Source organism: Ottowia sp. VDI28 (assembly GCF_049532675.1).
Lineage (GTDB): Bacteria > Pseudomonadota > Gammaproteobacteria > Burkholderiales > Burkholderiaceae_C > Ottowia.
In genome coordinates this window covers 4,971,470-4,996,530 of record NZ_CP149820.1, presented here as the reverse complement: position 1 = coordinate 4,996,530, position 25,061 = coordinate 4,971,470, and the positions used below count along the sequence as shown (strand labels likewise).

Annotated in this window: 23 protein-coding genes, 1 other RNA gene and 2 pseudogenes; 14 read left to right on the top strand and 12 right to left on the bottom strand. The window is 60.0% G+C overall.

Annotated features, from left to right (window positions below):
• Window positions 1–15: 15 nt before the first annotated feature.
• The 4 genes from WJU18_RS23820 to gyrA all read right to left on the bottom strand — a co-directional run bounded on the left by WJU18_RS23820 (window position 16) and on the right by gyrA (window position 5,336).
• Window positions 16–891: a prephenate dehydrogenase gene (locus tag WJU18_RS23820; RefSeq protein WP_423456113.1), complete on the bottom strand. Its 876-nt coding sequence runs from the start codon at window positions 889–891 to the stop codon at window positions 16–18.
• Window positions 884–1,990, bottom strand: a complete 1,107-nt coding sequence (gene pheA / locus WJU18_RS23815; RefSeq protein ID WP_423456111.1) for a prephenate dehydratase — start codon at window positions 1,988–1,990, stop codon at window positions 884–886. The genes WJU18_RS23820 and pheA overlap by 8 nt, the downstream gene beginning before the upstream one ends.
• 100 nt (window positions 1,991–2,090) lie before the next feature.
• Window positions 2,091–2,675, bottom strand: coding sequence for a DUF2059 domain-containing protein (locus WJU18_RS23810; RefSeq protein WP_423456109.1), 585 nt, complete (start codon window positions 2,673–2,675; stop codon window positions 2,091–2,093).
• A 3-nt stretch (window positions 2,676–2,678) separates the two neighbouring features.
• Window positions 2,679–5,336 (bottom strand): DNA gyrase subunit A, encoded by a 2,658-nt coding sequence (gyrA, locus tag WJU18_RS23805; RefSeq protein ID WP_423456108.1) that lies wholly within the window; start codon window positions 5,334–5,336, stop codon window positions 2,679–2,681.
• A 235-nt stretch (window positions 5,337–5,571) separates the two neighbouring features.
• Here gyrA and ompA point away from each other — a divergent pair, with 235 nt between their 5' ends.
• The 8 genes and pseudogenes from ompA (at window position 5,572) to WJU18_RS23765 (ending at window position 12,597) form a co-directional block, all read left to right on the top strand.
• Window positions 5,572–6,228 (top strand): outer membrane protein OmpA, encoded by a 657-nt coding sequence (gene ompA / locus WJU18_RS23800; RefSeq protein ID WP_423456106.1) that lies wholly within the window; start codon window positions 5,572–5,574, stop codon window positions 6,226–6,228.
• A gap of 134 nt (window positions 6,229–6,362) precedes the next feature.
• On the top strand, window positions 6,363–6,713 hold the full coding sequence (locus tag WJU18_RS23795) for a hypothetical protein (protein WP_423456104.1): 351 nt from the start codon (window positions 6,363–6,365) through the stop codon (window positions 6,711–6,713).
• Window positions 6,704–7,945: a hypothetical protein gene (locus WJU18_RS23790; RefSeq protein ID WP_423456102.1), complete on the top strand. Its 1,242-nt coding sequence runs from the start codon at window positions 6,704–6,706 to the stop codon at window positions 7,943–7,945. Before WJU18_RS23795 ends, WJU18_RS23790 begins: the two co-directional genes overlap by 10 nt.
• A gap of 105 nt (window positions 7,946–8,050) precedes the next feature.
• Window positions 8,051–9,328, top strand: a complete 1,278-nt coding sequence (locus tag WJU18_RS23785; protein WP_423456100.1) for a M20/M25/M40 family metallo-hydrolase — start codon at window positions 8,051–8,053, stop codon at window positions 9,326–9,328.
• Window positions 9,329–9,369: 41 nt separating this feature from the next.
• Window positions 9,370–10,082 (top strand): annotated as a pseudogene (gene ubiG / locus WJU18_RS23780) (bifunctional 2-polyprenyl-6-hydroxyphenol methylase/3-demethylubiquinol 3-O-methyltransferase UbiG).
• A gap of 8 nt (window positions 10,083–10,090) precedes the next feature.
• Complete coding sequence (locus WJU18_RS23775) at window positions 10,091–10,750, top strand: HAD family hydrolase (RefSeq protein ID WP_423461086.1); 660 nt, start codon at window positions 10,091–10,093, stop codon at window positions 10,748–10,750.
• 20 nt (window positions 10,751–10,770) lie between these two features.
• Window positions 10,771–11,146, top strand: a transfer-messenger RNA (tmRNA) gene (gene ssrA, locus WJU18_RS23770).
• Window positions 11,147–11,352: 206 nt separating this feature from the next.
• Window positions 11,353–12,597, top strand: a complete 1,245-nt coding sequence (locus WJU18_RS23765) for a tyrosine-type recombinase/integrase (RefSeq protein WP_423456098.1) — start codon at window positions 11,353–11,355, stop codon at window positions 12,595–12,597.
• Between the two features lie 32 nt (window positions 12,598–12,629).
• Here WJU18_RS23765 and WJU18_RS23760 read toward each other — a convergent pair whose 3' ends face one another.
• Complete coding sequence (locus WJU18_RS23760; RefSeq protein WP_423456096.1) at window positions 12,630–13,244, bottom strand: hypothetical protein; 615 nt, start codon at window positions 13,242–13,244, stop codon at window positions 12,630–12,632.
• Window positions 13,245–13,418: 174 nt separating this feature from the next.
• Here WJU18_RS23760 and WJU18_RS23755 point away from each other — a divergent pair, with 174 nt between their 5' ends.
• Both WJU18_RS23755 and WJU18_RS23750 read left to right on the top strand, forming a co-directional pair.
• On the top strand, window positions 13,419–13,859 hold the full coding sequence (locus WJU18_RS23755) for a helix-turn-helix transcriptional regulator (protein ID WP_423456094.1): 441 nt from the start codon (window positions 13,419–13,421) through the stop codon (window positions 13,857–13,859).
• Window positions 13,856–14,581 (top strand): plasmid recombination protein, encoded by a 726-nt coding sequence (locus tag WJU18_RS23750; RefSeq protein WP_423456092.1) that lies wholly within the window; start codon window positions 13,856–13,858, stop codon window positions 14,579–14,581. The genes WJU18_RS23755 and WJU18_RS23750 overlap by 4 nt, the downstream gene beginning before the upstream one ends.
• 568 nt (window positions 14,582–15,149) lie before the next feature.
• Here the strand turns inward: WJU18_RS23750 and WJU18_RS23745 are convergent.
• The 4 genes from WJU18_RS23745 to WJU18_RS23730 form a co-directional block, all read right to left on the bottom strand.
• Entirely contained in the window at window positions 15,150–15,368 is a 219-nt protein-coding gene (locus WJU18_RS23745; protein WP_423456090.1) for a hypothetical protein, read from the bottom strand.
• A 74-nt stretch (window positions 15,369–15,442) separates the two neighbouring features.
• Window positions 15,443–17,242 carry a hypothetical protein gene (locus WJU18_RS23740; protein ID WP_423456088.1) on the bottom strand — a complete coding sequence of 600 codons (1,800 nt, stop codon included), beginning with the start codon at window positions 17,240–17,242 and terminating at the stop codon, window positions 15,443–15,445.
• Window positions 17,243–17,248: 6 nt separating this feature from the next.
• On the bottom strand, window positions 17,249–18,484 hold the full coding sequence (locus WJU18_RS23735; RefSeq protein ID WP_423456087.1) for an aminotransferase class III-fold pyridoxal phosphate-dependent enzyme: 1,236 nt from the start codon (window positions 18,482–18,484) through the stop codon (window positions 17,249–17,251).
• Window positions 18,485–18,566: 82 nt separating this feature from the next.
• Window positions 18,567–19,535: a Bug family tripartite tricarboxylate transporter substrate binding protein gene (locus tag WJU18_RS23730; RefSeq protein ID WP_423456085.1), complete on the bottom strand. Its 969-nt coding sequence runs from the start codon at window positions 19,533–19,535 to the stop codon at window positions 18,567–18,569.
• Window positions 19,536–19,614: 79 nt separating this feature from the next.
• Between WJU18_RS23730 and WJU18_RS23725 the strand changes: the two genes are divergently transcribed.
• Window positions 19,615–20,550 carry a LysR substrate-binding domain-containing protein gene (locus tag WJU18_RS23725; protein WP_423456083.1) on the top strand — a complete coding sequence of 312 codons (936 nt, stop codon included), beginning with the start codon at window positions 19,615–19,617 and terminating at the stop codon, window positions 20,548–20,550.
• A 263-nt stretch (window positions 20,551–20,813) separates the two neighbouring features.
• On the opposite strand, the gene WJU18_RS23720 is transcribed toward WJU18_RS23725, so the two are convergent.
• Together WJU18_RS23720 and WJU18_RS23715 are read right to left on the bottom strand one after the other, a co-directional pair.
• On the bottom strand, window positions 20,814–21,143 hold the full coding sequence (locus WJU18_RS23720) for a hypothetical protein (protein WP_423456081.1): 330 nt from the start codon (window positions 21,141–21,143) through the stop codon (window positions 20,814–20,816).
• 166 nt (window positions 21,144–21,309) lie between these two features.
• Window positions 21,310–21,942 (bottom strand): hypothetical protein, encoded by a 633-nt coding sequence (locus WJU18_RS23715; protein ID WP_423456079.1) that lies wholly within the window; start codon window positions 21,940–21,942, stop codon window positions 21,310–21,312.
• Between the two features lie 285 nt (window positions 21,943–22,227).
• On the opposite strand from WJU18_RS23715, the gene WJU18_RS23710 reads away from it, so the two are divergent.
• From WJU18_RS23710 to WJU18_RS23700, 3 genes are all read left to right on the top strand, one after another.
• A complete protein-coding gene (locus WJU18_RS23710; RefSeq protein WP_423456077.1) occupies window positions 22,228–22,470 on the top strand; it encodes a helix-turn-helix domain-containing protein in 243 nt (80 codons plus the stop codon).
• Between the two features lie 224 nt (window positions 22,471–22,694).
• The gene (locus WJU18_RS23705; RefSeq protein WP_423456075.1) at window positions 22,695–22,976 is read left to right on the top strand and encodes a hypothetical protein; all 282 of its coding nucleotides are present in this window, start codon (window positions 22,695–22,697) and stop codon (window positions 22,974–22,976) included.
• A gap of 607 nt (window positions 22,977–23,583) precedes the next feature.
• Window positions 23,584–24,507 carry a toll/interleukin-1 receptor domain-containing protein gene (locus WJU18_RS23700; protein WP_423456073.1) on the top strand — a complete coding sequence of 308 codons (924 nt, stop codon included), beginning with the start codon at window positions 23,584–23,586 and terminating at the stop codon, window positions 24,505–24,507.
• A gap of 129 nt (window positions 24,508–24,636) precedes the next feature.
• Here the strand turns inward: WJU18_RS23700 and WJU18_RS23695 are convergent.
• Window positions 24,637–24,976: pseudogene (locus WJU18_RS23695) on the bottom strand (integrase core domain-containing protein); the annotation flags it as partial.
• Window positions 24,977–25,061 lie beyond the last annotated feature (85 nt).

Here is a 25,061-nt window from a genome sequence, read left to right as displayed (position 1 = left end):
AGAAAAATGGGCTGGTCAGTCGGCGCTGCCGGAGGTCATTCGCCAGCCGGCACGGGCTTGGCTGGCCCGGGTAATCAAGCGGTGCAGCTCGTCTGTCTGCCCCTCCGCGATCAAGCGTTGGAATTCACCCAGCGCGCGCTGAAAATGGCCGGCCTGGGCCGCGAGTTCTTCACGGTTGGCGATCAGCACATCACGCCACATCTCGGGGTCACCGGCGGCAATGCGGCTGAAATCGCGAAAACCAGGGCCGGCCAGCGAGAGGAAGTTGGCGCCTTGCTCTTGGCTGGTGATGCCGTTCATCAGCGCAAAAGCCAGCAGATGAGGCAGGTGACTGATGGCGGCAAAAGCCGAATCATGCGTTTCCGGAGACATGCGCACCACTGAGCAGCCCAGCGCGCGCCAGAGCTGCTCCGCCTTCTGAAGCTGGGCGGTGCGGGTGCGCTCGATGGGGGTGAGGACCACCTGCTTGCCGGCATAGAGATCGGCAATGGCGTTGTCTACCCCGGATACCTCACGCCCCGTGACGGGGTGGCAGGGTACGAACACACCCACATCGTTCCTGAGCACGCGGCGGGCGGCATCGATGACGTCGCGCTTGGTCGAGCCGACATCCATGATGAGCACATTGGGGGCAATCAACTGGCGGATGGCCTTGAGCGTTGATTCGGTGGCTGCCACCGGTACCGCCAGCAGCACGAGGTCTGCTCCAGAGACGGCCAGCAGCGCAGAGGGCGCCTCGACGTCGATGACGCCAAGCTGGCGCGCCCGCTCCGTCGTCGAGGGCGATTTGCTGTACCCCACCACGCGGCGGACCAGGCCGGCGCGCTTCATGGCCAAGGCAAACGAGCCGCCCATCAGCCCGCAGCCGATCAGGCCTAACTGCTCAAACATCTTGGGCCAGTGGGTAAGCGCCCAGTACCTTGTAGAACGCGCAGAGCTGCTGCAGTTCTGCCAATGCCGCCGCCACGTGGGGCTCGGTGGGGTGGCCAGCCAGGTCAATGTAGAAATAATATTCCCACTGGCCTGATTTGGCGGGACGCGATTCAAAGCGCGTCATGCTGACGCCGTGCTTTTTCAGCGGAGTCAGCATGTCGTGCACCGAACCAGGTGTATTGGGCACCGAGACCACGAGGCTGGTGCAGTCCTTGCCCGTGGCGACCGGCATGGCCAGGGTCTGCGGCAGGCAGATGACGGCGAAGCGTGTACGGTTGTAGGCTTCGTCCTGGATGGCGTGCGTGACGATGTGCAAGCCGAACTGCGCGGCGGCACGTTCGCTGGCCAGCCCTGCCCAAGCCGGATTGCCCGCGGCCAGGCGAGCACCCTCCGCATTGCTGGAGACGGCGCGGCGCTCGGCGTGCGGCAAATGGGTGGAGAGCCAGCCTTGGCATTGCATCAGGGCTTGGGGGTGAGCCATGACCACTTCGATGCCTTCCAGCCCGGTGACCTGGCGCAGCAGGTTGTGGCGAACCAGCAGACTGACTTCACCCACGATATGAACCGGTGAATGACGGAACAGATCGAACGTGCGGGCGACCACGCCCTCGGTGGAGTTCTCGACGGCCACCACGCCAAACTGGGCTGTTCCGGCTGCGGTGGCGTGGAAAACCTCATCGAAGTTGGCGCAATGGACCAGATTGGCGGCACTGCCGAAGAACTCCACTGCCGCTTGTTCGGTGAATGTGCCTTCCGGACCCAGCACGGCCACGCGCTGCGGCACCTCAAGTGCGAGGCAAGCAGACATGATCTCTCGCCAAATGGCCCCTATGTGCTGATTGAGCAGGGGGCCTGGGTTGGCATCCTGCACCTTGGCGATGACTTGCGCGACGCGGTCGGGCCGGAAAAACGGGGTGCCTTCGTTTCGCTTGAGTGCGCCGACTTCTTCGGCTACCTTGGCACGCTGGTTCAACAGGGTAAGCAGTTGGGAATCCAGGCTGTCGATCTGCACACGGAGGTGAGCCAGGGCGTCGGATTGCACGGGAGTCGGTTTCATGGCGCGAGAGCGGGAGAGGCTGAAAAAGGACGATCGTACACGGCAACGCCGCGCAAGTTACTTTTACTTGCGCGGCGTTGCCGGACTCAAACTCGAGTTTTTACTTCTTGGGGCTGCTTCCAGCTGGGCTGGGTGCAGGCGCGCCGACGATCTTGGTGGCTGCGGCGTCGAAGGTCTTGGCTGCGCTTTCTACCGTGGGGCGCGTGGCTTCCACCACTTTCTTGGCCCATGCCGTGGTGGCATCAGGGCCGAGAGCCAGGAACTTGGCCGCGGCGGGCGATTCCAGGTAGGCGATGATGGTCTTCATCTCGTCTTCGGAGAGTTTTTCCATCAGCATGGGCACCAGCGCGGCGTCGGCCGACTTGGCGATCTGGCCTTCAATGGACTTGCGCGAGGTTTCGGCGAATTTTTTCAACTCCACATCCAGCTTGTCGCGCACTTCCTTCTGGCGAGCGGGCGGAACGGTTTCATCGAGTCGCTCGGACCAGCTGGCGATGAGGGGTTGCACTGCGCTGGCTGTCAGTTGCTCGGCCATGGCGCCGCTGTCGGCCTTCTGCTGGATTTGCGAGATTTTCTGTGCCAGAGCGCGCTTGGCATCGTTGTTCTGTGCCGCAGCGGGCGTCGAGGCCATGAACGAGGCCGCGAAAAGAATGGCAAGTGGAAGTTGTGCCAAGGTTTTTTTCAAGATTTACTCCGGAGTGTTGTCTGGTGTTTCATCGGCAACGGCTTCCTGAGCATCGTTTTCAACGATGCGCTGCAAGCCGCTGAGCTGGGAACCGTCGTCCAGTGAGATCAGGGTAACACCTTGAGTGGCGCGGCCCATTTCCCGGATTTCGGCGACGCGAGTGCGTACGAGCACCCCCTTGTCGGTGATCAGCATGATTTCGTCATCGGCACCGACCAAAGTGGCGGCCACGACCTTGCCGTTGCGCTCACTTTGCTGAATCGCAATCATGCCTTTGGTGCCGCGTCCGTGGCGTGTGTACTCTGTAATACTGGTGCGCTTTCCGTAACCGTTCTCGGTGGCCGTTAAGACGCTGGTTCGCGCCGAAGGTTCCGCATTTTCGCTTCCGGCCTCTCCTTCGGCCACCAGCATCGCGATGACCCCCTGGGTGTCGTCGAGTTGCATGCCGCGCACGCCGCGCGCGTTGCGGCCCATGGGGCGGACGTCGTTTTCGTCGAAACGCACGGCCTTGCCGCCATCGGAGAACAGCATCACGTCATGGGCGCCATCGGTCAGTGCGGCGCCGATCAGGAAGTCTCCCTCGTCCAGGTCGACGGCAATGATGCCGGCCTTGCGCGGGTTGCTGAACTCGGAGAGCGCTGTTTTCTTCACGGTGCCCATGGACGTGGCCATGAAGACGTAGCGGTTGTCCGGGAAGCTGCGTGCGTCGCCAGTAAGCGGCAGCACGACGTTGATTTTCTCGCCCTCGGCCAGCGGGAACATGTTGACAATCGGCCGCCCGCGCGAGCCTCGTGAGCCCGAGGGCACTTCCCACACCTTGAGCCAGTAAAGCCGTCCGCGGTTGGAGAAGCACAGGATGTAGTCGTGCGTATTGGCGATGAAGAGCTGGTCGATCCAGTCGTCTTCCTTGGTGGCCGTGGCCTGCTTGCCTCGGCCGCCGCGTTTTTGCGCGCGGTACTCGCCAAGTGGCTGGCTCTTGATGTACCCGGCATGGCTGAGCGTGACCACCATGTCGACAGGCGTGATCAGATCTTCGGTGGCCAGATCCTGAGCGTTGTGCTCGATGAGGGAGCGGCGCGCGCCCGCTTTGGTCTGGCCGAACTCGGTTTTCAGCGCGGTCAGCTCGTCGCTGATGATGGCGGAGACACGGGCCGGCTTGGCAAGGATGTCGAGCAGATCCTCGATCACGCTCATGACTTCCTTGTATTCGGCCACGATCTTGTCCTGCTCCAGGCCCGTGAGGCGCTGCAGACGCATCTGCAGGATTTCCTGGGCTTGCGTATCGGACAGGCGATAGAGGCCGTCGGTCTGCAGGCCCATCTCACGCTCCAGGCCTTCGGGGCGGTAGTCATCTGCGGTGATGGTCACGCCATCTTCGCGTGTGCGCGTGAGCATTTCGCGCACGAGCTTGCTATCCCAGCTGCGTGCCATCAGTTCGGCCTTGGCCACCGGCGGGGTGGGGGCGTTACGGATGATGCGGATGAATTCGTCGATATTGCCCAGCGCGACCGCAAGGCCTTCGAGCACGTGGCCGCGCTCGCGCGCCTTGCGCAGATCGAACACCGTGCGCCGGGTGACCACTTCCCGGCGGTGCTGCAGGAAGACGTCGAGCAGTTCCTTCAGATTGCACAGCCTGGGTTGGCCGTCGACCAGCGCCACCATGTTGATGCCGAAGGTGTCCTGCAGTTGCGTCTGCTTGTAGAGGTTGTTCAGCACGACCTCGGGCACTTCGCCGCGCTTGAGCTCGATTACGAGCCGCATGCCGGATTTGTCGGATTCGTCCTGAATGTGGCTGATGCCTTCGAGCTTTTTCTCGTGCACCAACTCGGCCATGCGCTCTTGCAGGGTCTTTTTGTTGACCTGGTAGGGGATTTCGTCTACGACGATGGCCTGGCGTTGCCCCTTGTCGATGTCCTCGAAATGCGCCTTGGCTCGCATGACCACCCGGCCGCGGCCGGTGCGGTAGCCGTCCTTCACGCCCTGGATGCCGTGGATGATGCCGCCCGTCGGGAAATCAGGGGCCGGCACGATCTCCATCAACTCGTCGATCGTGGCCTCGGGGTGGTGCAGCAGGTGCAGGCAGGCATCCACCACTTCGTTGAGGTTGTGCGGCGGGATATTCGTGGCCATGCCGACGGCAATGCCGCCGGAGCCGTTGATCAGCAGCGCGGGCAGACGGGTGGGGAGCACCGTGGGCTCCAATTCCTTGCCGTCATAGTTGGGCACCATGTCGACGGTCTGCTTGTCGATGTCAGCCAGGATCTCGGAGGCGATCTTCTCCAGCCGGCACTCCGTGTACCGGTAGGCCGCTGCGTTGTCGCCATCCACCGAGCCGAAATTACCCTGCCCGTCGATCAGGGGGTGGCGCAACGAGAAGTCCTGCGCCATGCGCACCAGCGCTTCGTACGTGGCCGAGTCACCGTGCGGGTGGAAGCGGCCCAGCACGTCCCCGACCACGCGGGCGCACTTCACGTAGGGGCGGTTCCAGACGTTGTTGGCCTCATGCATCGAGAAGAGCACTCGCCGGTGGACGGGCTTGAGGCCGTCACGCGCGTCCGGCAGGGCTCGGCCCACGATCACGCTCATGGCGTAATCGAGATAGCTTCGCCGCATCTCCTCTTCCAGGCTGATAGGGAGTGTTTCTTTGGCGAATGAAGTCATATTTAATAGTAGCGACCGGGCGGCGGACGAAAGGCGATGATTTTAGGCCCATTGTGCTGTAGCACCAAAGCAACATATCGCTTGAAATCCGCGCCTGTCTGGCCGCTCAGACACCGGTTCGGGGCGGATTGCGGGGTGACGTGTGGCACAATCGTCTCAACGTTTTTGGTGGTGGTCACTTGAAGCGTCCGACTTTTCGCAGCCCGGCTGCGGTTTTTTTCCCATGAGGAGAACCATGAAGAAACTGAACAAAGTAGCGATCATGTTCGCTGTCGCAACCGTGGCTGGTTCCGCCTTCGCTGCCGGCTCGACGATCAATTCCGACAACTGGCGCAACGGCCACGGCAACCTGATCTGGAAAAACGGCACCAACGAACTGTGCTGGCGCGATGCCAACTGGACTCCCGCTACCGCTGCTCCTAACTGCGACGGTGCCCTGCAGCCTGCCGCTGCTCCTGCTCCGGCTCCTGTTGCCGCACCTGCCCCTGCACCAGCGCCTGCTGCCAAGCCGCCCGCTCCAGCTCCTGTGGCTGCCAGCAAGGTGACCTACGCTGCCGACGCCTTCTTCGACTTCGACAAGTCCGTGCTGAAGCCTGAAGGCCGCGCCAAGCTGGACGATCTGGTTGGCAAAGTCAAAGACATCAACCTGGAAGTCATCATTGCTGTTGGCCACACCGACTCCGTGGGTTCCAACGCTTACAACCAGAAACTGTCGGTGCGTCGTGCCGAGGCCGTGAAAGCCTACCTGGTTTCCAAGGGCATCGAGCGTAACCGTGTCTACACCGAAGGCAAAGGCGAGAGCCAGCCGGTGGCTGACAACCGCACCGCCGAAGGCCGCGCTAAGAACCGCCGCGTGGAAATTGAAGTGGTCGGCACCCGCGCCGCCAAGTAATTTCCGTCTTCAGCGGATTCAAAAAGCCTTGGGGGCTCATGCTCCCAGGGCTTTTTTTGTTTTCAAGCGTTTCCGGGGCACAAGCTTGCCGTCAGGCTGGGGCTGAGCCGGATCTGGAGCGCGCGACCAGTGTCATGATGGTCCTTTCCCCGCGCATGCCCTATGCCCTGAAAGAATGGCCGCGAATGAAAAGAGCGGCCGAAGCGGTGGGTTTCAAGGTGGTGGGCGTTCGTGATCCCAGGGTGCCGCCCAGCGAATGGGCGGAGGCGACCGAGGCCGCAGGTGAACCCGACCTGCTGCACACCCCTGCTATTGAACAAGACCAGGCCGCCGCCTTGGGTGCGCTCAATCATTCGCCTGCCAGTCTGGTGATTCGCTGCGGCAAAGCCCATCCCTGGCCTGTGCTGGGCGTCATGCCTGATGGCCCATGGCTTGCCGTTTTGCGCGCCCGAGAGGCGCAGTTGAAGTCCACTACATGCTGCTGACTTTTGCCCTGCGGTGTGGCCCTGCAAGACCGCTTCTTACCTTTGCATGGGCGTTGCTGCCCATGATCGCGTCAGCGCAGAGCGCGGACGCCTGCATTCCCCCGTTGACCTACCTTCCTCTGAATCCCGCGGTAGTGGGCGCGGACGACAACGGCATGGCGGCCCTTGGTTCCTATGAGCGTGTGAGCCCTGACGGCCGCTTCATCCTGAGGTCCTATTCGGGCGCCAAGCTGGGCAAAGTCAGCCTGATGGAGTTGCCGGCATTGGGGGAGGGGGCCGTGAAAGCCTATCGAACCCCGTTTTCCAATGAGGCCTTTCCGGTACAGGGCACCTGGCGCTATCTGGTGGACGTGACGGGCGAGCATTACCGTTTTGCGGACGTACTGAACAAGCAGACCGAGGCGCGCCCGCTGTTCGAGGCCGGTATGACCGGCTTCTATGCCGCCGCTTCTGAAATGGGCGTTCCTGCTGGCCCGGGGGCCACGCCGCCGGTGACGCTGGGCGCACCAGGCAGTATCTATATCCGTTCGCTGAGTTGGCCTCAGAACGCCGATGCGGACAACCAGGGCACGGGCCCTCTGCAAATAGCCACCACGGAGGTCAAGGACGATGGACGCACGGCTCGTGTGGTCGGCGTCACCGGGCCGCAGTTCATTTGCCAGGGCCGCCAAGCCGTGGACGGCGGGGTGTACGCCTTGCCAATGATTTCGGTCGACGGCACCGAATTCTCCGCTGTACCACAGATGCCTTCAGCAGGCCAGCCCTCCATGCGGGTTTATGGGCTTTCTACCGGGACCGCGAGCAAACAACACCCTTGCGATCTGAGAGTCGATATGGGGTTGTCGCCGAGCAAGGTCATTTTTGGATTTCCCGGCCGTGGGGCTGAGCAGACCTGGCTTACCTACAGTGATCTGGGTTACGTCTATGTGTTCGATCGTGTGCAGCGCCAGACCTTCCGCCTGGATCATGGGCGCTACCGTGTATTGGCCAGCGCGTTTCCAGGGATGACCCGCGACGGCAGGGTCATCTATGGTGCAACATGGCGCGATTGCCCCGATACGGCCCAATGTCCCGAGCGCTCGGGGTATGTGGTGGTGGATCCCTATCAAAGCCAAGCCTACCGGGCCTATTGGAGCTCCCGTCAACAGCCTCCTCCCAAGGCGTGCATTACCCAGCGGGATGTGGAAAGCGAGCGCGCGGATTTCGCGCGGTTGCACGGCTTGAATCCCTGACCTGAGCCTTGGCACGAGTCGCGGGTGCCATTGCAGTTCATACAATTTATGTTCAGCACTTTATGCCTGCGGTTCGCGCAGACACCTCATAGGAGAGCATTTCTCATGCGTCGCAATTTCTACAGGATTTCATTCACGGCGTTGGCCCTGGCTGCCGCAGGCACTTTCGCGTACGCAGCACCTCAAGCTGCAGTCCAGGAGCTGGCCAAGCAGCAGCAACAACCTTTGCTCGATACCTTGAAGGACCTGGTACATATCGAGTCCGGAAGCAAGGACGTGGAGGGCGTCAAGCAGATCGCCGAGTATGTTGCCGGGAAGCTGCGTGCACAGGGCGGCAAGGTGGAAGTCATTCCCGCGACCGACGTCTATCGCCTCGATGACACTCCCGAGCAGGTTGGGCCCATGGTGCACGCCGAATACAAGGGCAAGGGCACGAGCCGCATCATGCTGATCGCGCACATGGATACCGTCTACCTCAAGGGCATGATCAAAGATCAGCCTTTCCGTGTCGAGGGCGACAAAGCCTACGGCCTGGGCATCTCCGATGACAAGCAGGGCGTGGCGCTGATCATCCATGTCGTGGAGATGCTCAAGAAACTGGGCTACGAAGACTACGGCACGCTCACCGTGCTCATCAACGGCGACGAAGAGATCAGCTCTCCCGGTGCGCGCAGCACCATTACCCGCCTTGGCGCCGAGCAAGATGCCGTGTTCTCATTCGAAGGCGGTGGCACCGACGGCAGTCTGCGCCTGGCCACCAGCGGCATTGGCGCTGCCTACCTGAAGGTGACCGGAAAGGCCTCCCATGCCGGCGCCAAGCCCGAAGATGGTGTGAATGCGCTCTACGAGTTGTCGCACCAACTGTTGCAGATGAAGGAGTTGTCCAAACCGCAGAGCGGCCTCAAGCTCAACTGGACGGTCTCCAAGGCTGGAACGAACCGCAACGTGATTCCTGCGGAGGCCACTGCGCAGGCCGACGCGCGCGCGCTACGCGTGGCGGACTTCACCGCTCTCGAAGAGGCCATGAAGCAGAAGGTGTCCAACAAACTGCTGCCAGAGGCCAAGGTGGACCTGAAGTTCGAAGTGCGTCGCCCGCCGCTCGAAGCCAACGAGGTTGGCCGCAGCCTGGCGAAGTACGCCCAAGGCGTCTATGAGAAGGAACTGCAGATCCCGATGAAGGTCGTCGACAAGGCCACGGGTGGTGGTACCGATGCCGCATTTGCAGCCCTGAAAGCCAAGGGAGGCGTGATCGAGGGCTTTGGCCTCTCGGGCTACGGTGCGCATTCGAACAACGCCGAATACGTGCAGATCAACACCATCGTGCCGCGCCTGTATCTTGCCACCCGGATGATCCAGGACATCTCCGCAGGGAAGGCCAAGTAAGGGCACGCACTATGCCTCACGCCGGTGGGACAATGCGCCCTATGAACCAAGCAAACGTCGATCCTGCCGAACTGGCCAAGTTTTCATCGCTGGCGCATCGCTGGTGGGATCTGGAAGGTGAATTCGCTCCTCTGCACCAAATCAATCCGCTGAGGCTCGGCTGGATCGACGGCATGCGCCCGCTGAATGGCGCGCGCGTGGTGGATGTGGGCTGCGGCGGCGGCATCCTGGCCGACGCCATGGCACGCAAAGGGGCGGATGTCCTGGGCATCGATCTGGCCGAGAAATCCCTCAAGGTGGCCCAGCTGCATGCGCTGGAGGCGCAAACGCCGCACATCGCTTACCGTGAGGTCGCCGCAGAGGCCCTGGCCACTGAAATGCCTGCGCAATTCGACGTGGTCACCTGCATGGAAATGCTGGAGCATGTGCCGGATCCCGAATCCATCGTTCGCGCCTGCGCCGCACTGGCCAAGCCTGGGGGCTGGATTTTTTCTCCACCATCAACCGCAACCCAAAGTCTTTCCTGATGGCCATCGTCGGTGCGGAATACGTGTTGAACCTAGTGCCGAGAGGCACCCACGAATATGCCCGCTTGATCCGCCCGAGCGAGCTTTCCCGCTACTGCCGCGATGCCGGCCTTGATTCCGCGGGCAGCCGAGGCCTTGAGTACAACCCCCTTACACGCCGCTACCGGCTTTCCGCGGACACCAGCGTGAACTACATGCTGGCGACTCGCAAACCGGCCAGCATCTGACCATGCCGATATTTCCCAACGTTCGTTGCGTATTGTTCGATCTGGACGGTACCTTGATTGACAGCGCCCCTGACCTGGGGCTGGCCGCCGATGAAATGCGCATAGCCCGCGGCATGCCCTCCTTACCCTTGGATACCTATCGCTCCATGGCTGGCGCTGGCGCGCGCGGCATGCTGGGCGTCGCTTTCGGCTTGACGCCTCAAGATGCCGACTATGGCGTTCTACGCGAAGAATTTCTCAGCAATTACGAGCGTCGCATGACCTACAGCACCCGTGCCTTTGCGGGGGTGGAAGAGTTGCTGAACGCTTTGCGGGCCCGCGGTTTGAGCTGGGGCGTGGTCACCAACAAGGCCGAGCGTTTTACCCTTCCGCTCACCGCCACCATGCCGCTTTTCACGGATGCGGTCACCATCGTGAGCGGAGACACCACGCCGCACGCGAAGCCGCACCCCGCACCGGTGCTCGAAGCCATGCGCCGGGCTGGTGTTCAGCCCGAGTATTGCATCTACGTGGGAGACGATGAGCGCGACGTGATCGCGGGCAAATCTGCTGGCACAGGCACCGTGGCGGCGGGCTACGGTTACCTCGGCAGTGTGGGGGATTTGGCCGCTTGGCAAGCCGATGCCATCATTAATAGCCCGGATGAGCTCTTGAATTTGCTGGATTGAGCCTAAAATAGACAACTCACGGGGCTGCATTGGTTTCGACGTGGGTTGGAATCGCAGTGGTGCATGTCGAGCTGAATGTGCTCGTAAAACAGATTCAAACAAACTAACTGCAAACGACGAACGTTTCGCACTCGCCGCTTAATTGCCGGTGAGCCTCGCAACAGCAGGCCGATGGGCTGGGCAAGGGGGTCGCAAGACCTCCCGGCTGCGGGGGAATTTACATCGGCTGGCTTGTGTTCGGGTACCTTGAATGCAGGCGAGACTCAAGGGTACTGGCTGTTCGGATAGCGTGCGTCTGCGCGATCCGGGTAGCGAGATTCAAACCAGAACGCTAAACATGTAGATCTGCGCGAGGAAGGTTTGCGGACGGGGGTTCAAATCCCCCCAGCTCCACCATTACAACGTTCAAAGGCGTTCACTGACATCCGGTGAACGCCTTTTTTCTTTGAAAATCAACTACTTCCAGTCTGAGGTCGTCCGAAAAGGTCCAGCGGCAGCCGAGACGGGGAGGGGGTACGGACGGGGGTACGAGGCGACTGGATATATGATTGAGCCGGGTTTGTACCCCCAAATTATCATGTACCCCCTCGTGGAGCCCCTTGATGCTGACTGACGCCCGCTGCCGTACGGCTACCTGCCCCCCTGATCGTAAGTACGCTCGTCATGCAGATTCTGGTGGGATGTATCTGGAAGTTGGCCTCAACGGGTCAAAGCGCTGGTTTCTGAAATACCGGATTGATGGCAAAGAGAAGAAGCTCGCTTTGGGTGGCTATCCTGCCGTGAGTTTGATGGCTGCTCGGCAAGCGCGGGATGCGGCCAAGCTTCAGAAAGCTCAAGGCCTGGACCCTGTGCAGGTCCGTAAGCGCGAGAAGCTGAGAGCCAGGCCGCAAGATGGCGATCTGTTCAAGGCCATTGCCCTGGATTGGCATGCCAAGAAAGCGGGTTCGTGGAGTCCAGAGCACGCCAAGCGAACCCAACGTCAAATGGAGCGTGACCTCTTCCCATGGCTAGGTGAGCGATCCATGGCAGAAATCGAACCCATGGAGTTGCTATCGGTACTGCAGAAGGTGGAGGACCGGGGCGCTTTGGAGACCGCCGACCGAGCCTTAATGCTGGTGCGTCAAGTGTATGAGTATTGGCTTCCCACTGCCGACAGAGGACAACGCAACATCACTGAAGGGCTGAAAAAGCGTCTCACCCCTTACCGGGGTGCGAAATTCCCCGCCATTGTTGACCCTCAGAGATTTGGTGATTTGCTCAGGGCGATGCATGCCTATAAAGGTGGGCCGTTGGTGCGCACTGCCTTGCTTCTTGCCCCCTTGCTCTATCAACGTCCAGGTAACCTGCGCATGATGGAGTGGGCAGAAGTTGACTTGGATGGGGCCATGTGGACGATTCCAGCTGCGAAGATGAAGCGCGTGGTGGAAGAGAAAGAAAATGGCGACCCCCATGCCGTGCCTATGCCCAGGCAAGCCGTGGCATTGCTACGTGAACTGCACCCTCTGACTGGCCATGGCCGGTATGTGTTCCCCGGCCAACGGGATCATGACCGTCCTATGTCTGATAACTCTGTGCGCAGTGCCTTGTACAGCCTCGGCTATGGCAAAGAGCAGAGCTGGCACGGATTCAGGGCCAGCGCGAGAACCATGATGGTCGACGAGCTTGATCTGGACCCCCTGGCCATCGAGGCTAACTTGGCCCATGCGGTCCAAGATGCCAATGGACGCAGCTACAACCGGACTCAGTACATCAGCAAGAGACAGCAGCAGGTGCAGCAGTGGGCCGATTACCTGGATCAACTGCGTCTTGGGAACAACGTTGTCGTCATGCCGCTGAAAGTCGCCTGAGCTCGCGGACCCAGCTCGGTAGCTTGCGGCCGTCAGTCCTCCTGCTCAAGCCGCTCAACGTCTTTCGAAATCTTACCGATCGCCTGTTGCCACGAGGTGTGAACAGGCTCACCGAGCAGCATCAGCACCAGCATCTTGCGTGTGTACGACGAGGGCGTGAGCTTGTGACGGGCAGCGAGATCCGCCAAGTCCTCTTTGAGGCGCCGTGGAAGGGTGAAGGTCAGGTCCCCGTCTGACTTACCCAGCATTTGAAGATCAAACGACGTTTGTCGAGTAACACTGGGGATGATGTCCTGACTGGTGCCAGCGAGCATCACGTCCAACCGCCCGCGATGGCCGGCATCTGAGCCCGCTGAACTCTTAGCATTTTGGGAAGTTCCCCTTCCGTGCTGATTGAGAAGCCGGATGAACTCCGCCGCGTCACTTGTGAGGTCCTCATCTACTTCATCACTAAATGGGCCTTCCTCGCGCCGTGGTGCTCGCGCGGCGTCTTGACGGCGCTTGTGTGCATGGAGAGCCAGCATGGCCACTCGTCCATAGAGGTGCTCGAATAAGCAAGCGCGAACGATGTCTGGCCTGCTGACGTCCACTTCCCGGCTGATCCAGTTGATGCGGTCTACCAGGATCTGAGGTAACCACAGCTTCATTGAGGCGTCCGACTTCTCGAAAAGTTTGAAGTCCGGAAGGTCCTTGGGTGTCGGTGCAATAACGGCGACTCTACTGCCGCGGGTAGGAAAGGGCCACATTTCGGTCTAGAAATCCTTGGGTTCGAATCAGGGGAGTTTCTCCCATCAGGCCGCCTGGGTCCATACCATCCTCTCATGCATCAACTTGATGCACTGACAGCTAAGGAGGTTCTACAAGCGCTTATTCCTCGATGCCAAGCTTTACGCCTGGCCGGTGTGATCGACCGTAAACCGATCGGGACGATTTACTCATTGCCCTTCCCTCGGCCTTCGGGTCGAACAAAGACTAATGTGATCATGAATATCAACACATCTGCCACTCAACCAGCCTCGGCTGGCATTTTCAACTCCGCCTCCTTCAACGCCGCCTTGCCCGCAAATCCGCAACCGCTCCGGTTGGTGAGATTGCCGGAAGTTCTGCAACGCATTGGGGTCTCCCGCTCCACTTTGTACGCCGGCATTAAAACAGGCCGCTTTCCGCGCGGCCATGCTTTTGGGGAACGCCTCACCGTTTGGCGTTCAGACGACATAGACCGCTTCGTGGCTTCCGTTGGCCAGACTCAGGAGGTTGCATGAAAGCGCCTGCTTTGTGTTTTCGTGCGAAAAGCATCGGCCTTTCTCGAATTGGAGGTCGCAGACCCCAGAGCTTGCTTGCAGCGGCTCAGCACAACCTTCGGGAGTTCATGCCGCCCGAGCATGATCAATCTATCGAGGCGGATCGAACTCACTTAAATGAGATCTTGGAAGGACCGAACCAGGCCTCCATGTTGGTTGAAAAGGCCGACCAGTTGAAGCAAGCGTGCCACAACGCACACAAATTCAAGCGACGTGACTATTGTCAAGCGATCGAGGTCTTGATCAGCGTTCCCGCCAGAAGCCAAATTGATTTCAGGAGCTACTTCACGACGAGCCTTGAATGGATCCGCAGAACCATGTCTCTACCGGTGCTTCTGGCTGTCGTGCACATGGATGAGGAGCATCCCCATATGCATGTACTTCTGAGTCCTGCCCGCGACGCCCTTTACGAGGGATGCCGGCCCATCGACAAACTCGGCCTGAATAGGTTGATCCACGCATTCAGTAAGGATGTAGCTGTGCCATATGGGTTTCGACACTTGGAACCCAAAATGCCTGCGAGAACCAGAAGGGAGTCGGCAGAGCGAGTGCTGTCTTCCCTCCTTCAACTGGATCTGCCAAGTCGACATGAGTGGATTTGGCCCATGATTGATGAGCACGTTCACAGGGATCCTCTGCCGCTGATGGAGCTTTTGTCGGAGACGGGTCGGCTGAGCATGTAGTCTGACCGGAACCCTACCCTGTGTAGGGTTCGACCTCTGCGGCTCCACTCGCCACTGCCGCTCTTTTCACTGAATAGCGGCATGTAAAAGTGGCCATGCATTCGATCAATGCTCATTCATTTTCGAGGAAACCATGCCATCAAAATCGCCCGTTCTAGCTCACGAGATACTCCCTTTGAACCACGAGATCCGCAGCTCTCAGAGAGACAACTCATTGCGAGCGAAAGAGAATGCGCTTTTCCTGTCAATACTGCGTTCTCGTTAACCCCTGGAGCCCGATAGCGATGTATCAAGCGAGTAGATCATAGGACAAAAAGAGGCCGAGGCTCGGGGCAAACATTAACTGCGAGTTCGTCAAGTTTGGCAGGGCTGACCGCACCGAAGCCCACCGTGCGCCAAATCCTTTGCCCAGAACAGCATCAACTACGCAGTAAGTGAGCGCGATTGACAGTCTCATGGCTGCAGCTTTCGTTGATGTATGTTGCTGGTCAACGCCGGTCAAACGAATAAAGAGCGGTTCCAGCAGCGACGCTGTACAGTGCCGTTAGCGAAAACTTAGAGTTGAGCCCTACATGGCGTTCTGAAGGGGCTTGCGCGCGGAGGTGGCCAAGGCATCGAGTATCTGGCTAGATCTCACCTGCGCTCGCGTTAGGGCTCGCAGTTGGCGCGCGGCCTCGTCGGCACCGGAAGTCTCATGTGCGGAACTCAGCTCAAACGCCTCTCGCGCTTGCTCCAGCCATCCGTGCACCAGGCTGCACTCCGGCAGGTTGGCGGCTTTATCTTGCATGGCTCGTTCGGCTTGCAGAAGCAATCGGCAGGCGCACTTTCGTGCAGCGTCGATGGTTGCTGCGGGAGATCCCGTTAATTGCAAGGACCAACTGGTGGATGTCTCGTCCACGTAAAAGTAGCCATGGCCGGGGCGGTTGGGCGTGAGGGAGCGGTGCGCCAGAGATCCCACACAGCCTGTATACAGGCCGCTTGAGGGACTGCCCGAAGAAACGAACGCGTTGAGCCGATGCGCCGGGGAGCCTGCCAACTTTTGACCCCGGACAAGTCGCGATTCCGTTGCCCGCCAGAGTTCATTGCCGAACTGTGGAGGAATGGAAAACAGCGCGCGAAGCGAGTCAGCAGTCCATTTTTTTCCTGGACGACAAGGTGCCGATAGAAGAAGCGGTTTCTCGACTCGCTTGAAGCGCTCCACTGCCGCCGCGTCATCTCTCCCGGAGAGCCGGTCGCTAGCAAGCCTCCGTCCAGCGTATGCCATCCAGCTTCGACGTTGTATTCCATCCCCCACCGTCGTCCATATTCGCCGAGTTCCGAACTTTGCACATTGTTGGTCGCATACAGAACTGAATGTGTTTCGCCGTTTGCGTCAACCTGATTTTCTCTTGCGACGAGTTGCGGCTGCGTTTCTTCCAGCACAAAGCCGCCGCTCGCATCCGCATAGAAACCGCCGGTCGTGCCCAAGAGACGGCCCACGTTGCCGGTGGGCATGTTCAGAACCATCTCGCGGGCCTCGTGCACGTTCTGAGCGTAGCGCAGCACATGCATCGTCACGGCACCGCGCGGTACGCCGAAACCCCAGCTTTCGGGGGGCTCGCCGCAACTGCCACCGCCGCCGTGGTGCACATACGCAAGCCCCGCGAGGTTGTGGCCCGGGTGGCCTGCAAATCCGAAGCGGCCCGTGCCAGGGATGGAACCATTGACGGAGAAGGGCGTGTAGATAAACGGAAGGCCGGTGTCTGGAAACGCGATGATCGTGGCCTGGAAGGTGCAGTCATGATCGGTCGAAGCCGCGTAGTGGAGTTGGCCATCTGCCGACGCGCTGCCCCAGGCGGCACATCCGCTGCAGAGATCTTCAGCTTCGACTGGAGTGCTACCGTCGGCGCCAAAATAAGCATTCATCCTGCCCCCGCCCACCGCATCCAGCACGCCAATCGGCGCAAGAGCGGTGGAGGGCGCTGTGATGTCCGTCCACATGGACAAGGCCTGATCTGTCGAAACGGCGATGCCGAGTTCTGCAGCTGCTATGGACATGCCTTCAGCCATTTCCAGGATCTCCGGCGTATACCGCGACATCATTTCGCGCCATTGCCGCAGGACATCAAGGTGGGCGGCGTCCAGTTCCTTGCGGGCAACGGCCGAAAAAACAAACGGCCCAAATATCTGAACGCATTGGCGAACATACTGTGCGCCCATTTCCTTGGAGTTGCCGACCAGCACCACCACCGGACAGATACTCGGGACGATGGGCACATCCTGGAAGTACTGGATTTCCGTGCCGTTGCAGGAGACGGCAGCGTGGATGTCAGCGCTTTGGCGCAGGGCCTGGCTGTCCGGTGCCTTGCTCACGGCTGCCATTGCTTCCACCTCTGCGAACAGGCTGGCGGCTAAAACCAGATCGGCGGCGGATTCGGTACGACCACTGAAATCTGCGAGTTCCCCCGTCGCCCGGCCGTAAAGCCATTTCGCTCTGGATAGCAGCAGCACAGCGGCATCTATGACCCTGACCCGGTCCGAGTACCCGACATCGGCTGGGCCCAGCCCAGCCAGACCGATATTCGCTTCAAGCAACGCGTAGTGCGCCCTGCTCATGGCCGCAACGGCGGCCGGAATCTCTCTTGCAAACTCAGGGGAGGACTTCATGATCGATGTACGCATGGCGTGTCAATGCAGGTTAGTAAGAACGTCATCCAGAATTTCCGCTGCGCGGTTGATGTGCTCTGGCTCTGACACCAGTGCCGGAGCGAGGGCGATGGTGTCACCGGTGGCTCGCACCAGCAGGCCCTTTTCGAAACAGCCTTGCAGTACATGATGGCCGCGGCGGCCTGGCGCGCCTTCGTCGGGGCTCAACTCCACCGCGCCCATCAGGCCAATATTCCGGATGTCCGTTACCAGCGCATGGTGCCGCAGACCATGTATGGCCTGCTCCAGGGACGGCTCCAGTTCGCGGGCGCGTTCAAGCAATGACTCATCCGCAATCGCATCCAGCACGCAAGACGCAGCTGCGCATGCGACAGGATGGGCCGAAGAGGTGTAGCCGTGGTAAAGGTCGATCTCATTTTCCTTCACCATGAAGGCGTCAACCAAGCTGCCGTGCACGAGAACAGCACCCATGGGAATGGTGCCGTTCGTAATGGCCTTGGCGGCGACGATCATGTCAGGAACCACTCCCAGTCGCTGGGACGCGAACGGACTGCCCACCCTGCCAAACCCAGTGATGACCTCGTCGAAGATCAGGAGTATTCCGTGCCGCGACGTGATCTCGCGCAGTTTCTCGAGATATCCAACTGGCGGCACGAGAACGCCTGCCGAGCCCGCGACTGGCTCTACGATCACAGCGGCGATGGTAGAGGCGTCATGTAGGGCGATGATCCGCTCCAGCTCGTCGGCAAGATGGGCGCCGGCCGCGGGTTGCCCTCGGCTGAACCGATTTTCCGGCAGTCCGTGGGTGTGCGGCAGGTGATCTACACCTGGCAACAGCGGCCCGAAATCGCGCCGGTTACCGGGCATTCCTCCCACGGAAATGCCGCCAAACCCCACGCCGTGGTAAGCGCGCTCGCGCCCAATCAGCCTCGTCCTTGCGCCTTCCCCCCGGGCCTTCTGGAACTTCAGGGCGAGCTTGAGAGCCGTGTCCACCGCTTCAGAACCTGAATTGACAAGGAACACTCGGCCAAAGCCTGAAGGTGCGAAGGAAAGCAGCCTTTCCGCATAGCGGAAGCCGATACTGTGCCCCATCTGGAACATCGGTGCGTAGTCAAGTTCGGCGATCTGCCTGGCGACCACTTCGGCCATGCGTGAGCGACCATGGCCGATATTGACGCACCAAAGTCCGGATACGGCGTCCAGAACACGGCGGCCGTCCGCAGCTTGGTAGAACACCCCATCCGCTTTGTGCAGCATGCGGGGCGACTTCTGGAAGGCACCGTGGGCGGTGAACGGCATCCATAAAGATGGGCTAAGCACTCTTTCTGCCTCCCTGCGGTCAGTCCGCTTTCACGCCGGTGCGCTTGACCATCTCGCCCCAGCGTACCGTTTCGCGCTGGATGAGCTCGGCAAACTGCTCAGGAGTCGATTGGTGAGCATCGATGGAAAGCGCCTTGTGTGCCGCTGTCACCTTGGGGTCCTGCATTGCACGCGCCAAGGCAGCATTAAGCTTGAGCACAACAGGCCTGGGCGTGCCCGCAGGCGCAACCAGTCCGCCCCAGGCAAGAATTTCATACTTCTGTATCCCGCTCTCGTCCACGGTCGGCACGCCAGGCATGCTCACTGCCCGGGTCAAGCTGGTCACGGCAAGCGCCTTGACACGCTTATCGGCAACAAACGGCCCGACCGCAGCAATGTTCTCCATCATCACGTCGAGTTGTTTGTTGACCATGTCTCCCACACCCTGGTAGCCCGTCTTGTACGGGACCATTGAGAACGAGATCCCTGTGGCACTCTCGATCATTGCTGCGGCGAGATGCCCGGCGCTCCCGTGTCCCGGAGAGCCCATCATCACGCGGCCCGGATTGCTGCGCGCATATGCAATGAGTTCCCGGAAGTTCGACGCCGGGAAGTCGTTGCGCGCGATGACAACGTAGGGGTTACCTACCGCCAAGCCGACCGGGATGAGGCTCTCGGGGTCGTACGGAAGCTTGGTATAGAACGAACGGTTTATCGCAAGCGTCACCACGTTGCCGAAGCCGATGGTGTATCCGTCGGGCGCTGCAGTAGCCACCACCTGCGTGCCGATGAGGCCGCCGGCCCCACCACGGTTGTCCACTACCACCGGCTGCCCGAGTTCGCGCGCAAGCGCGTCGGCCACAGGGCGCATGGCGACGTCAACGCCCGACCCGGCGGCATACGGAACGACCATCCGCACGGGGCGCTCCGGCCAATCAGCCAAGGCGAACGTGGTCGTCAATGCGAGGGAAATCGCCAGGGCGCGAGACAAGATCAAGAGGTGTTTCATGTGTTCCTTCCAATGCGAGTCTGGAATCTATCGTTCTTCAACGACAAGCAAAAGACTATAATTTTTAGGGAGTGACAACTTGGAGTTTTCAGGTAGCAAGCAGATGAGAGACCATCAGATACGGGCATGGCTCCGGGTTGTGGAGGTGGGCAGCATCCGGGGCGCGGCGCGCAGTCTCAACCTAACTCAAGCGGCCGTTACCAAGGCCATCCGCGAGCTGGAAGAAGAACTCGATGCACCCCTGCTTGTGCGGTCATCGCGCGGAATCAATGTGACCGATTTCGGCAAGCGGCTCACCCCGCGCCTGCAACTGGCCCAGGCGCAATACGAACTGGCACGTCAGGACATTCGCCAACTTCGCGGGGGCGAGCACGCGCATGTGGGCGTGGCATTGACGCCCGTCGCCTTTTTGACCGTTCTGCCGCAGGTTGCGACGCAGTTCCGCAAGGAGCTCCCACTAGCAAACCTGAGCGTGGTCGAAGGACTCATGAACGCGGTGGTGCCAGGGCTTCGTCAAGGGTCAGTGGACTTGGCTGTCGGCGCAGTCACCGATGCCTTACCACCGGATCTGACGCTTGAGCCATGGAAATCTCTAGAGATGATCGTGGCATGCAGGAAAGGCCACCCCAAAGCTCGTGCACGATCCTGGAATGACCTCACCAGTTGCGACTGGCTGGTTCATCCCTCCATCGACTCCCGGGCCATCCAGTTCGTCGAATGGGTCAAGGCCAGCGGTCTGCAGCCGCCGGCGCGCTGCATTGAGGTGAACACATTCGGGGTGACATGGAGCCTGCTGATGCACAGCGATGCGCTGCTGGTTTGCCCGCGCGAGATGCTTTCGGTGCCCGTTTATGGCGAGCAGATCGTGCGCGTGCCGATACGCGAGGTCCTTCCCCCCGTGACCCTGGGTCTCGTGACCTTGCGTGACGTCCCCTTGTCCTATGCGGCAGAAACGCTTGCCCAGCTATTCCGACGCGCCGTCGAGCCTGGCCGTTTACCCCGCTCGCCCGCCTGAGCACGAGCCGTGAAGAAGAACTGTCCTGAATCACGAGGGCCTTCCCCACTAGGGCTAAACCGGTAGCAGGCGCCACCAGAACCCAGCGTTCGCCAACGCGCCTTTGAGCGCGGGGCCCGTATGGAGATAGCTGCGAGCCGTTTTATTTGACGCAATCAGTACGCACGCACTACGCAGTGTTTTCGCCTGAATTGCCAGAGGTTTCGCGGGGCACTAGCGTGCCTCAGCTATCACGGCAATGAAGTATTGAAATGGGGTGCGGCCTATCGGCGCTGCGGCAACGACTTCGCCAACAGTCCTGCTTCGTGCACGACCCGCTCATACACCTTGGTGGCCCGACTTCGGCCGGAAATCAAGAGTGTTCCCGCATCGTTGACCTCAAAGTAGTATCCGTCAACGGGTTGGGTGCCATCGATGCCCTTTGCAGGGATCCGAACAGCAGTAATCTGGTGGGAATCAAACAGAAACCGTATTGTGGTGGTGTATCCCTTGTTGGGAAACTCTACTCGTGAGATCGGCGAACCAGTGAATTCACTGGCCATGGCAGTGGCCAACACTCTGTCCGCTTGCTCATCAGTGAGTGGGAACATCATGGGTGCAGCACCTCCCACAGGTGCCATGGAGTTGGTGCTGGCACAGCCACTGAGCACGCCAGCAACAGCCACCAGGCCAGTGAGGGCGGCAGATCTCAATCTATTCAAACCTTGCATCTAGAGCTTCCTGGTTCTTGAAGTGGAAAGGGTCAAGGGCAGACTGAATTCACTGGCGAGCAGCCACGAGCGTAAGGCTGGCGCTTTGATTCAGTGCGGTCGCCAGGAGCGTGGATTGACCACCTGCCGCCCAGGTAACCACGATGCCATCGAGCTTCTGACCCGGCAGTGCGCATGGGGACGCACTGAAGGTCACGCTCAAGTTGAATACGTTCTTTTTGCTGGCGTGAGGCGCCACTGTTCCATTGCTATTGCAACCAGTCGTGCTATCCACAGTCTGAACAGCACCATTGGCGCCGACCAGGATTCGAGTCTTGCCTGAGGTCCACGAACCAGCGAGATCACTGAGGGAGGCCGCGCGGTCGTAGTCGAACGTGGTTTTTGGCATAGGAGTCAAACTGTAAGACCCTGCCTGAGCCCCATTGAGCAATAAGGTAGCCGTGATTGAGCTGCCTGCAGCATAGGTGCCCTGTAACGCACCACTGAAAAAGCGGCCCGAGCCATAGTCGACATATCGAACGTCGGAAGAGCGAAAGCTTCCACCGGAGGCCTCAGTGTTGGCAGAGACCTGCACCGAAGGACTGCCGTTCAGCAAACCGACGAGCCAGAGCTTGCCGTCATCAAGAATGATGCTGTTCAAAACGCTGCCGTCGGGAGCAGTTCCCTGCCAAGCGCCACTCATGGGGTTGACCACAGGTGGGGGCGGAGCAGGTGGGTTAGATGAGTCGCCATCGCCGCCTCCACCACAAGCCGTTAGTACAGTAACCAGAACGAGTGAAGACAGGGCGTGATATCGCATTAGGACTCCTCAATTTGAAAGTTGTTTGTTTCGCTCTAGCCCCTGGTCCAACCCAAGCTGCGATGCGCTTCCGAGCTTGGCGATGGAGTGACCTGGGCTGCCCTCCAATGGTTATGCGATTTTCGCATATTCTGTTTTCGCATGGAAGCTCATGGGTCTCGATTACCCATGCAGAAGTCCCTCTATTCCCGCGAATACCAGCAGATGTTGAAACTGCTGCGAGCCAAGCGCACCTCAGCCGGGGTGAGTCAGGTCGAGCTCGCTCAGCGTTTGGATTGGACGCAAGCTGATGTGAGCAAATGCGAGATTGGCGTGCGCAGACTTGATGTGGTTGAACTCAAGCTGTGGGTCGAGGCCCTGGGCGGCGATTTAAACGGGTTCATTGCAGAGCTCTACGGGGCAGCTGCATAGATTGCCGTTTAACTGGCGTGTTTAGTGAACACGGCTTTATCCCGGTGGGGACGATCCGGCGCGTTGATCAAAGCAGGAGACTCGAGAGCTCTGCAGCGCGACCCGTTCATGTGCCTTGAAGGAGACGCCCGACATCGATTAATGTCTGGCAAAGTTCAATCTCCGATACAAAGAGACCCTAATGAGCACTCCTGCACTCATTGCCGAAACCCGCGACGCAGAGCATGTTCACAAAGCTCGCCCTGCAAGCCAAGAGCCAATCCACGTGGCAAGCTACTCAGGTCTACACTCAGCTTGCTTTAAAGGCTCAGTCCAATAGCAGGGCGACGTTAGAAGCTCTGATCGAGGTCAAGCGACCCAAGCAGATTTCGTTTGTGCGCCAGGCCAATTTGGCGCAAAACCAGCAGGTCAACAACGGCGTCATACCGTCGCGCGAGAGAAAAAAGAGAAATGCGCCAATCGAACTGATAGTGGAGGAAGCAGATGGCGGCAAGAAAGTGGACTGACGAGCAGCGAAAGCGGCAGGCAGAATGCATTCAAGAGCTAAAACCCTGGCGCCGGTCAACCGGGCCACGGAGTACTGACGGCAAACAACGCTCGGCCCTCAATGCTTTTAAGGGGGGTCAACGAGAGCGATTGAGGGGACTTCAGCGGGCGCTTAATCAGTTGTTGAGGGATCAGATGGCATTGTTGCGAGGAGTCTCAACTCGCCAATGAGTCCGTGGAGCTGAGCGACCCCAGCTCTTGAAACCCGCCATTCAAGTTCGACAGCCGGTGGCTTGCTTTTGCATCGGCGCCGACATCTTTCCGACCAGCGTGAACGGCGCGCAGTACAGCACCCGCTCGAACTGCACATGGCAGTCGCGGAGCACGCCCACGCCGCGCCGGTGTCCAAGTCGGGCGCAGGGGCAGGCGGCGGCTGCAGCAGCGGCACCTCCAGCGCGAACACGAACATGACTCACTCCCCGCGTTGACCGATGCGAGAACCACCACACCTTCCACGTCTGAATCCACCTCCCATATTTCGTTTGCCGCTGCACTCGTGTAGACATGGCAAACTTTGCCGATGCCGCAGTCGGCGGTTATGCATCACGCCATCGCACGATTCCAGCCATGACTATTCAAAATCCGCTTTACAACCTGTTGATGTCCGGGAACGAAACCGCGTGGACCGGTACGTCCTGGGTGATGGAGTACGACCGGGTCTTCGAGTACACCCATGCCCAGGTCAAGCAGAAATTCGAAGCCTTGGATGATGCGGCACTGGCAGCACTCAGGTCGTTACCGACGCTCTTCGCGTACGAGAAATTCTTAAATACACCGGCACGCGTGGGACGGATCACCGGCATTACCCGCAGGCAGCGGGAATTCGCCTTGACCTTTAATTTCGACAATGCCGTGGCGCCCATTCCACAGGAGCGTCTGATGCAGATCCTGCCGGAGCTCGACATCGAAGCGAAATGGGAAGTCAATCGCAGTCACTGGGCCGTGAAGAACATCGACCTGGCCGCCGTCCTGCACCACGCCGGACTGTTGCCGTCGGCCAAACTCGAACCACTGCGCCGTCCGCCCAAGGCCTTCATATCGTACTCGTGGGATTCACCGGAGCATCGGGCATGGGTCACGCAATTGGCCATGGTCTTACGGCAAAGCGGTATCGAAGTGGTGCTCGACCAATGGCATGTGCGCCCTGGGGAGGACTTGGCCCACTTTATGGCGCGCAGTGTGCGGGAGAGCGATCGGGTGCTGATGATCTGCACCGAGACCTACGTGCAAAAGGCGCAGCAGCGGCAAGGCGGTGTGGGCTATGAGCAGATGCTGGTCACCGCGCAGATGATGAGGGAAGCCGGCACGGCGAAGTTCATTCCCGTCATCCGGCAGTCGGGCCATCCTCGCCAACTGCCCGACGAGTTAGCGGGGCGCATGTACGTGGACCTGTCCGATGGGCCCGAACTGCACGTCAATGTGCAGCATCTCGTGCGGGAGCTGCACAACATCGCTGTCGAGTTGCCGCCGCTTGGACAGCGCCCGTTCTAGGCCTTGTAGAGCTTGCCATGGACCGAATGAGCGCCGAGCGCATTGCACTCGCCGGTTGTACTTAAGCGCGATGGGCATCGGCGCTGGGGATGGCCGATTCTTCGATACCAAGGATGGTTTCGGTTGGTAGCTGTGAAGCATCAAGACGTTGTTTCGTGAAGAGCTGGGTCTGGAGCTCGGCCCGACGCCGCCGATACCGCTGTGCGGGCGATGGCGGCTGCAATGGAGTTGCCAGCGAGCCAGAGCCGCGGTGCGCTGGGCAGAATTCTGGTAAGTCCAGCCACAAACCCACTCTCGCAGAGCTGATTGGATGAAGCGCCCGGCCTTGCCGTTGGTCTGCGGCCTGTAGGGCCTGGTGAAACGCTGCTTGATGCCAACTCGTTGCAGGCTTGACGGAGTTCGCGCGAGCGAAATGCTGAGCCGTCGTCCGTGAGAGGCGCTGCGCGGTAACGCCCATCTTGGCGTAGTACGGCGTGCAGCCGTTTGGGGCGGCGGTCTTGAGCGCATGATTGAAGGTTGCCGATGTAGAAGCGCTGAAATCGTCCCCAAAACAT

Excerpts from the sequence above, each read along its gene's own strand:
- WJU18_RS23820 (WP_423456113.1), bottom strand. The coding sequence starts at position 891 with ATGTTTGAGCAGTTAGGCCTGATCGGCTGCGGGCTGATGGGCGGCTCG.
- pheA (WP_423456111.1), bottom strand. The coding sequence starts at position 1,990 with ATGAAACCGACTCCCGTGCAATCCGACGCCCTGGCTCACCTCCGTGTG.
- gyrA (WP_423456108.1), bottom strand. The coding sequence starts at position 5,336 with ATGACTTCATTCGCCAAAGAAACACTCCCTATCAGCCTGGAAGAGGAG.
- ompA (WP_423456106.1), top strand. The coding sequence starts at position 5,572 with ATGAAGAAACTGAACAAAGTAGCGATCATGTTCGCTGTCGCAACCGTG.
- WJU18_RS23795 (WP_423456104.1), top strand. The coding sequence starts at position 6,363 with ATGATGGTCCTTTCCCCGCGCATGCCCTATGCCCTGAAAGAATGGCCG.
- WJU18_RS23790 (WP_423456102.1), top strand. The coding sequence starts at position 6,704 with ATGCTGCTGACTTTTGCCCTGCGGTGTGGCCCTGCAAGACCGCTTCTT.
- WJU18_RS23785 (WP_423456100.1), top strand. The coding sequence starts at position 8,051 with ATGCGTCGCAATTTCTACAGGATTTCATTCACGGCGTTGGCCCTGGCT.
- WJU18_RS23765 (WP_423456098.1), top strand. The coding sequence starts at position 11,353 with ATGCTGACTGACGCCCGCTGCCGTACGGCTACCTGCCCCCCTGATCGT.
- WJU18_RS23760 (WP_423456096.1), bottom strand. The coding sequence starts at position 13,244 with ATGAAGCTGTGGTTACCTCAGATCCTGGTAGACCGCATCAACTGGATC.
- WJU18_RS23755 (WP_423456094.1), top strand. The coding sequence starts at position 13,419 with ATGCATCAACTTGATGCACTGACAGCTAAGGAGGTTCTACAAGCGCTT.
- WJU18_RS23750 (WP_423456092.1), top strand. The coding sequence starts at position 13,856 with ATGAAAGCGCCTGCTTTGTGTTTTCGTGCGAAAAGCATCGGCCTTTCT.
- WJU18_RS23745 (WP_423456090.1), bottom strand. The coding sequence starts at position 15,368 with ATGCAAGATAAAGCCGCCAACCTGCCGGAGTGCAGCCTGGTGCACGGA.
- WJU18_RS23740 (WP_423456088.1), bottom strand. The coding sequence starts at position 17,242 with ATGCGTACATCGATCATGAAGTCCTCCCCTGAGTTTGCAAGAGAGATT.
- WJU18_RS23735 (WP_423456087.1), bottom strand. The coding sequence starts at position 18,484 with ATGCTGCACAAAGCGGATGGGGTGTTCTACCAAGCTGCGGACGGCCGC.
- WJU18_RS23730 (WP_423456085.1), bottom strand. The coding sequence starts at position 19,535 with ATGAAACACCTCTTGATCTTGTCTCGCGCCCTGGCGATTTCCCTCGCA.
- WJU18_RS23720 (WP_423456081.1), bottom strand. The coding sequence starts at position 21,143 with ATGATGTTCCCACTCACTGATGAGCAAGCGGACAGAGTGTTGGCCACT.
- WJU18_RS23715 (WP_423456079.1), bottom strand. The coding sequence starts at position 21,942 with ATGAGTGGCGCTTGGCAGGGAACTGCTCCCGACGGCAGCGTTTTGAAC.
- WJU18_RS23710 (WP_423456077.1), top strand. The coding sequence starts at position 22,228 with ATGCAGAAGTCCCTCTATTCCCGCGAATACCAGCAGATGTTGAAACTG.
- WJU18_RS23705 (WP_423456075.1), top strand. The coding sequence starts at position 22,695 with ATGTTCACAAAGCTCGCCCTGCAAGCCAAGAGCCAATCCACGTGGCAA.
- WJU18_RS23700 (WP_423456073.1), top strand. The coding sequence starts at position 23,584 with ATGACTATTCAAAATCCGCTTTACAACCTGTTGATGTCCGGGAACGAA.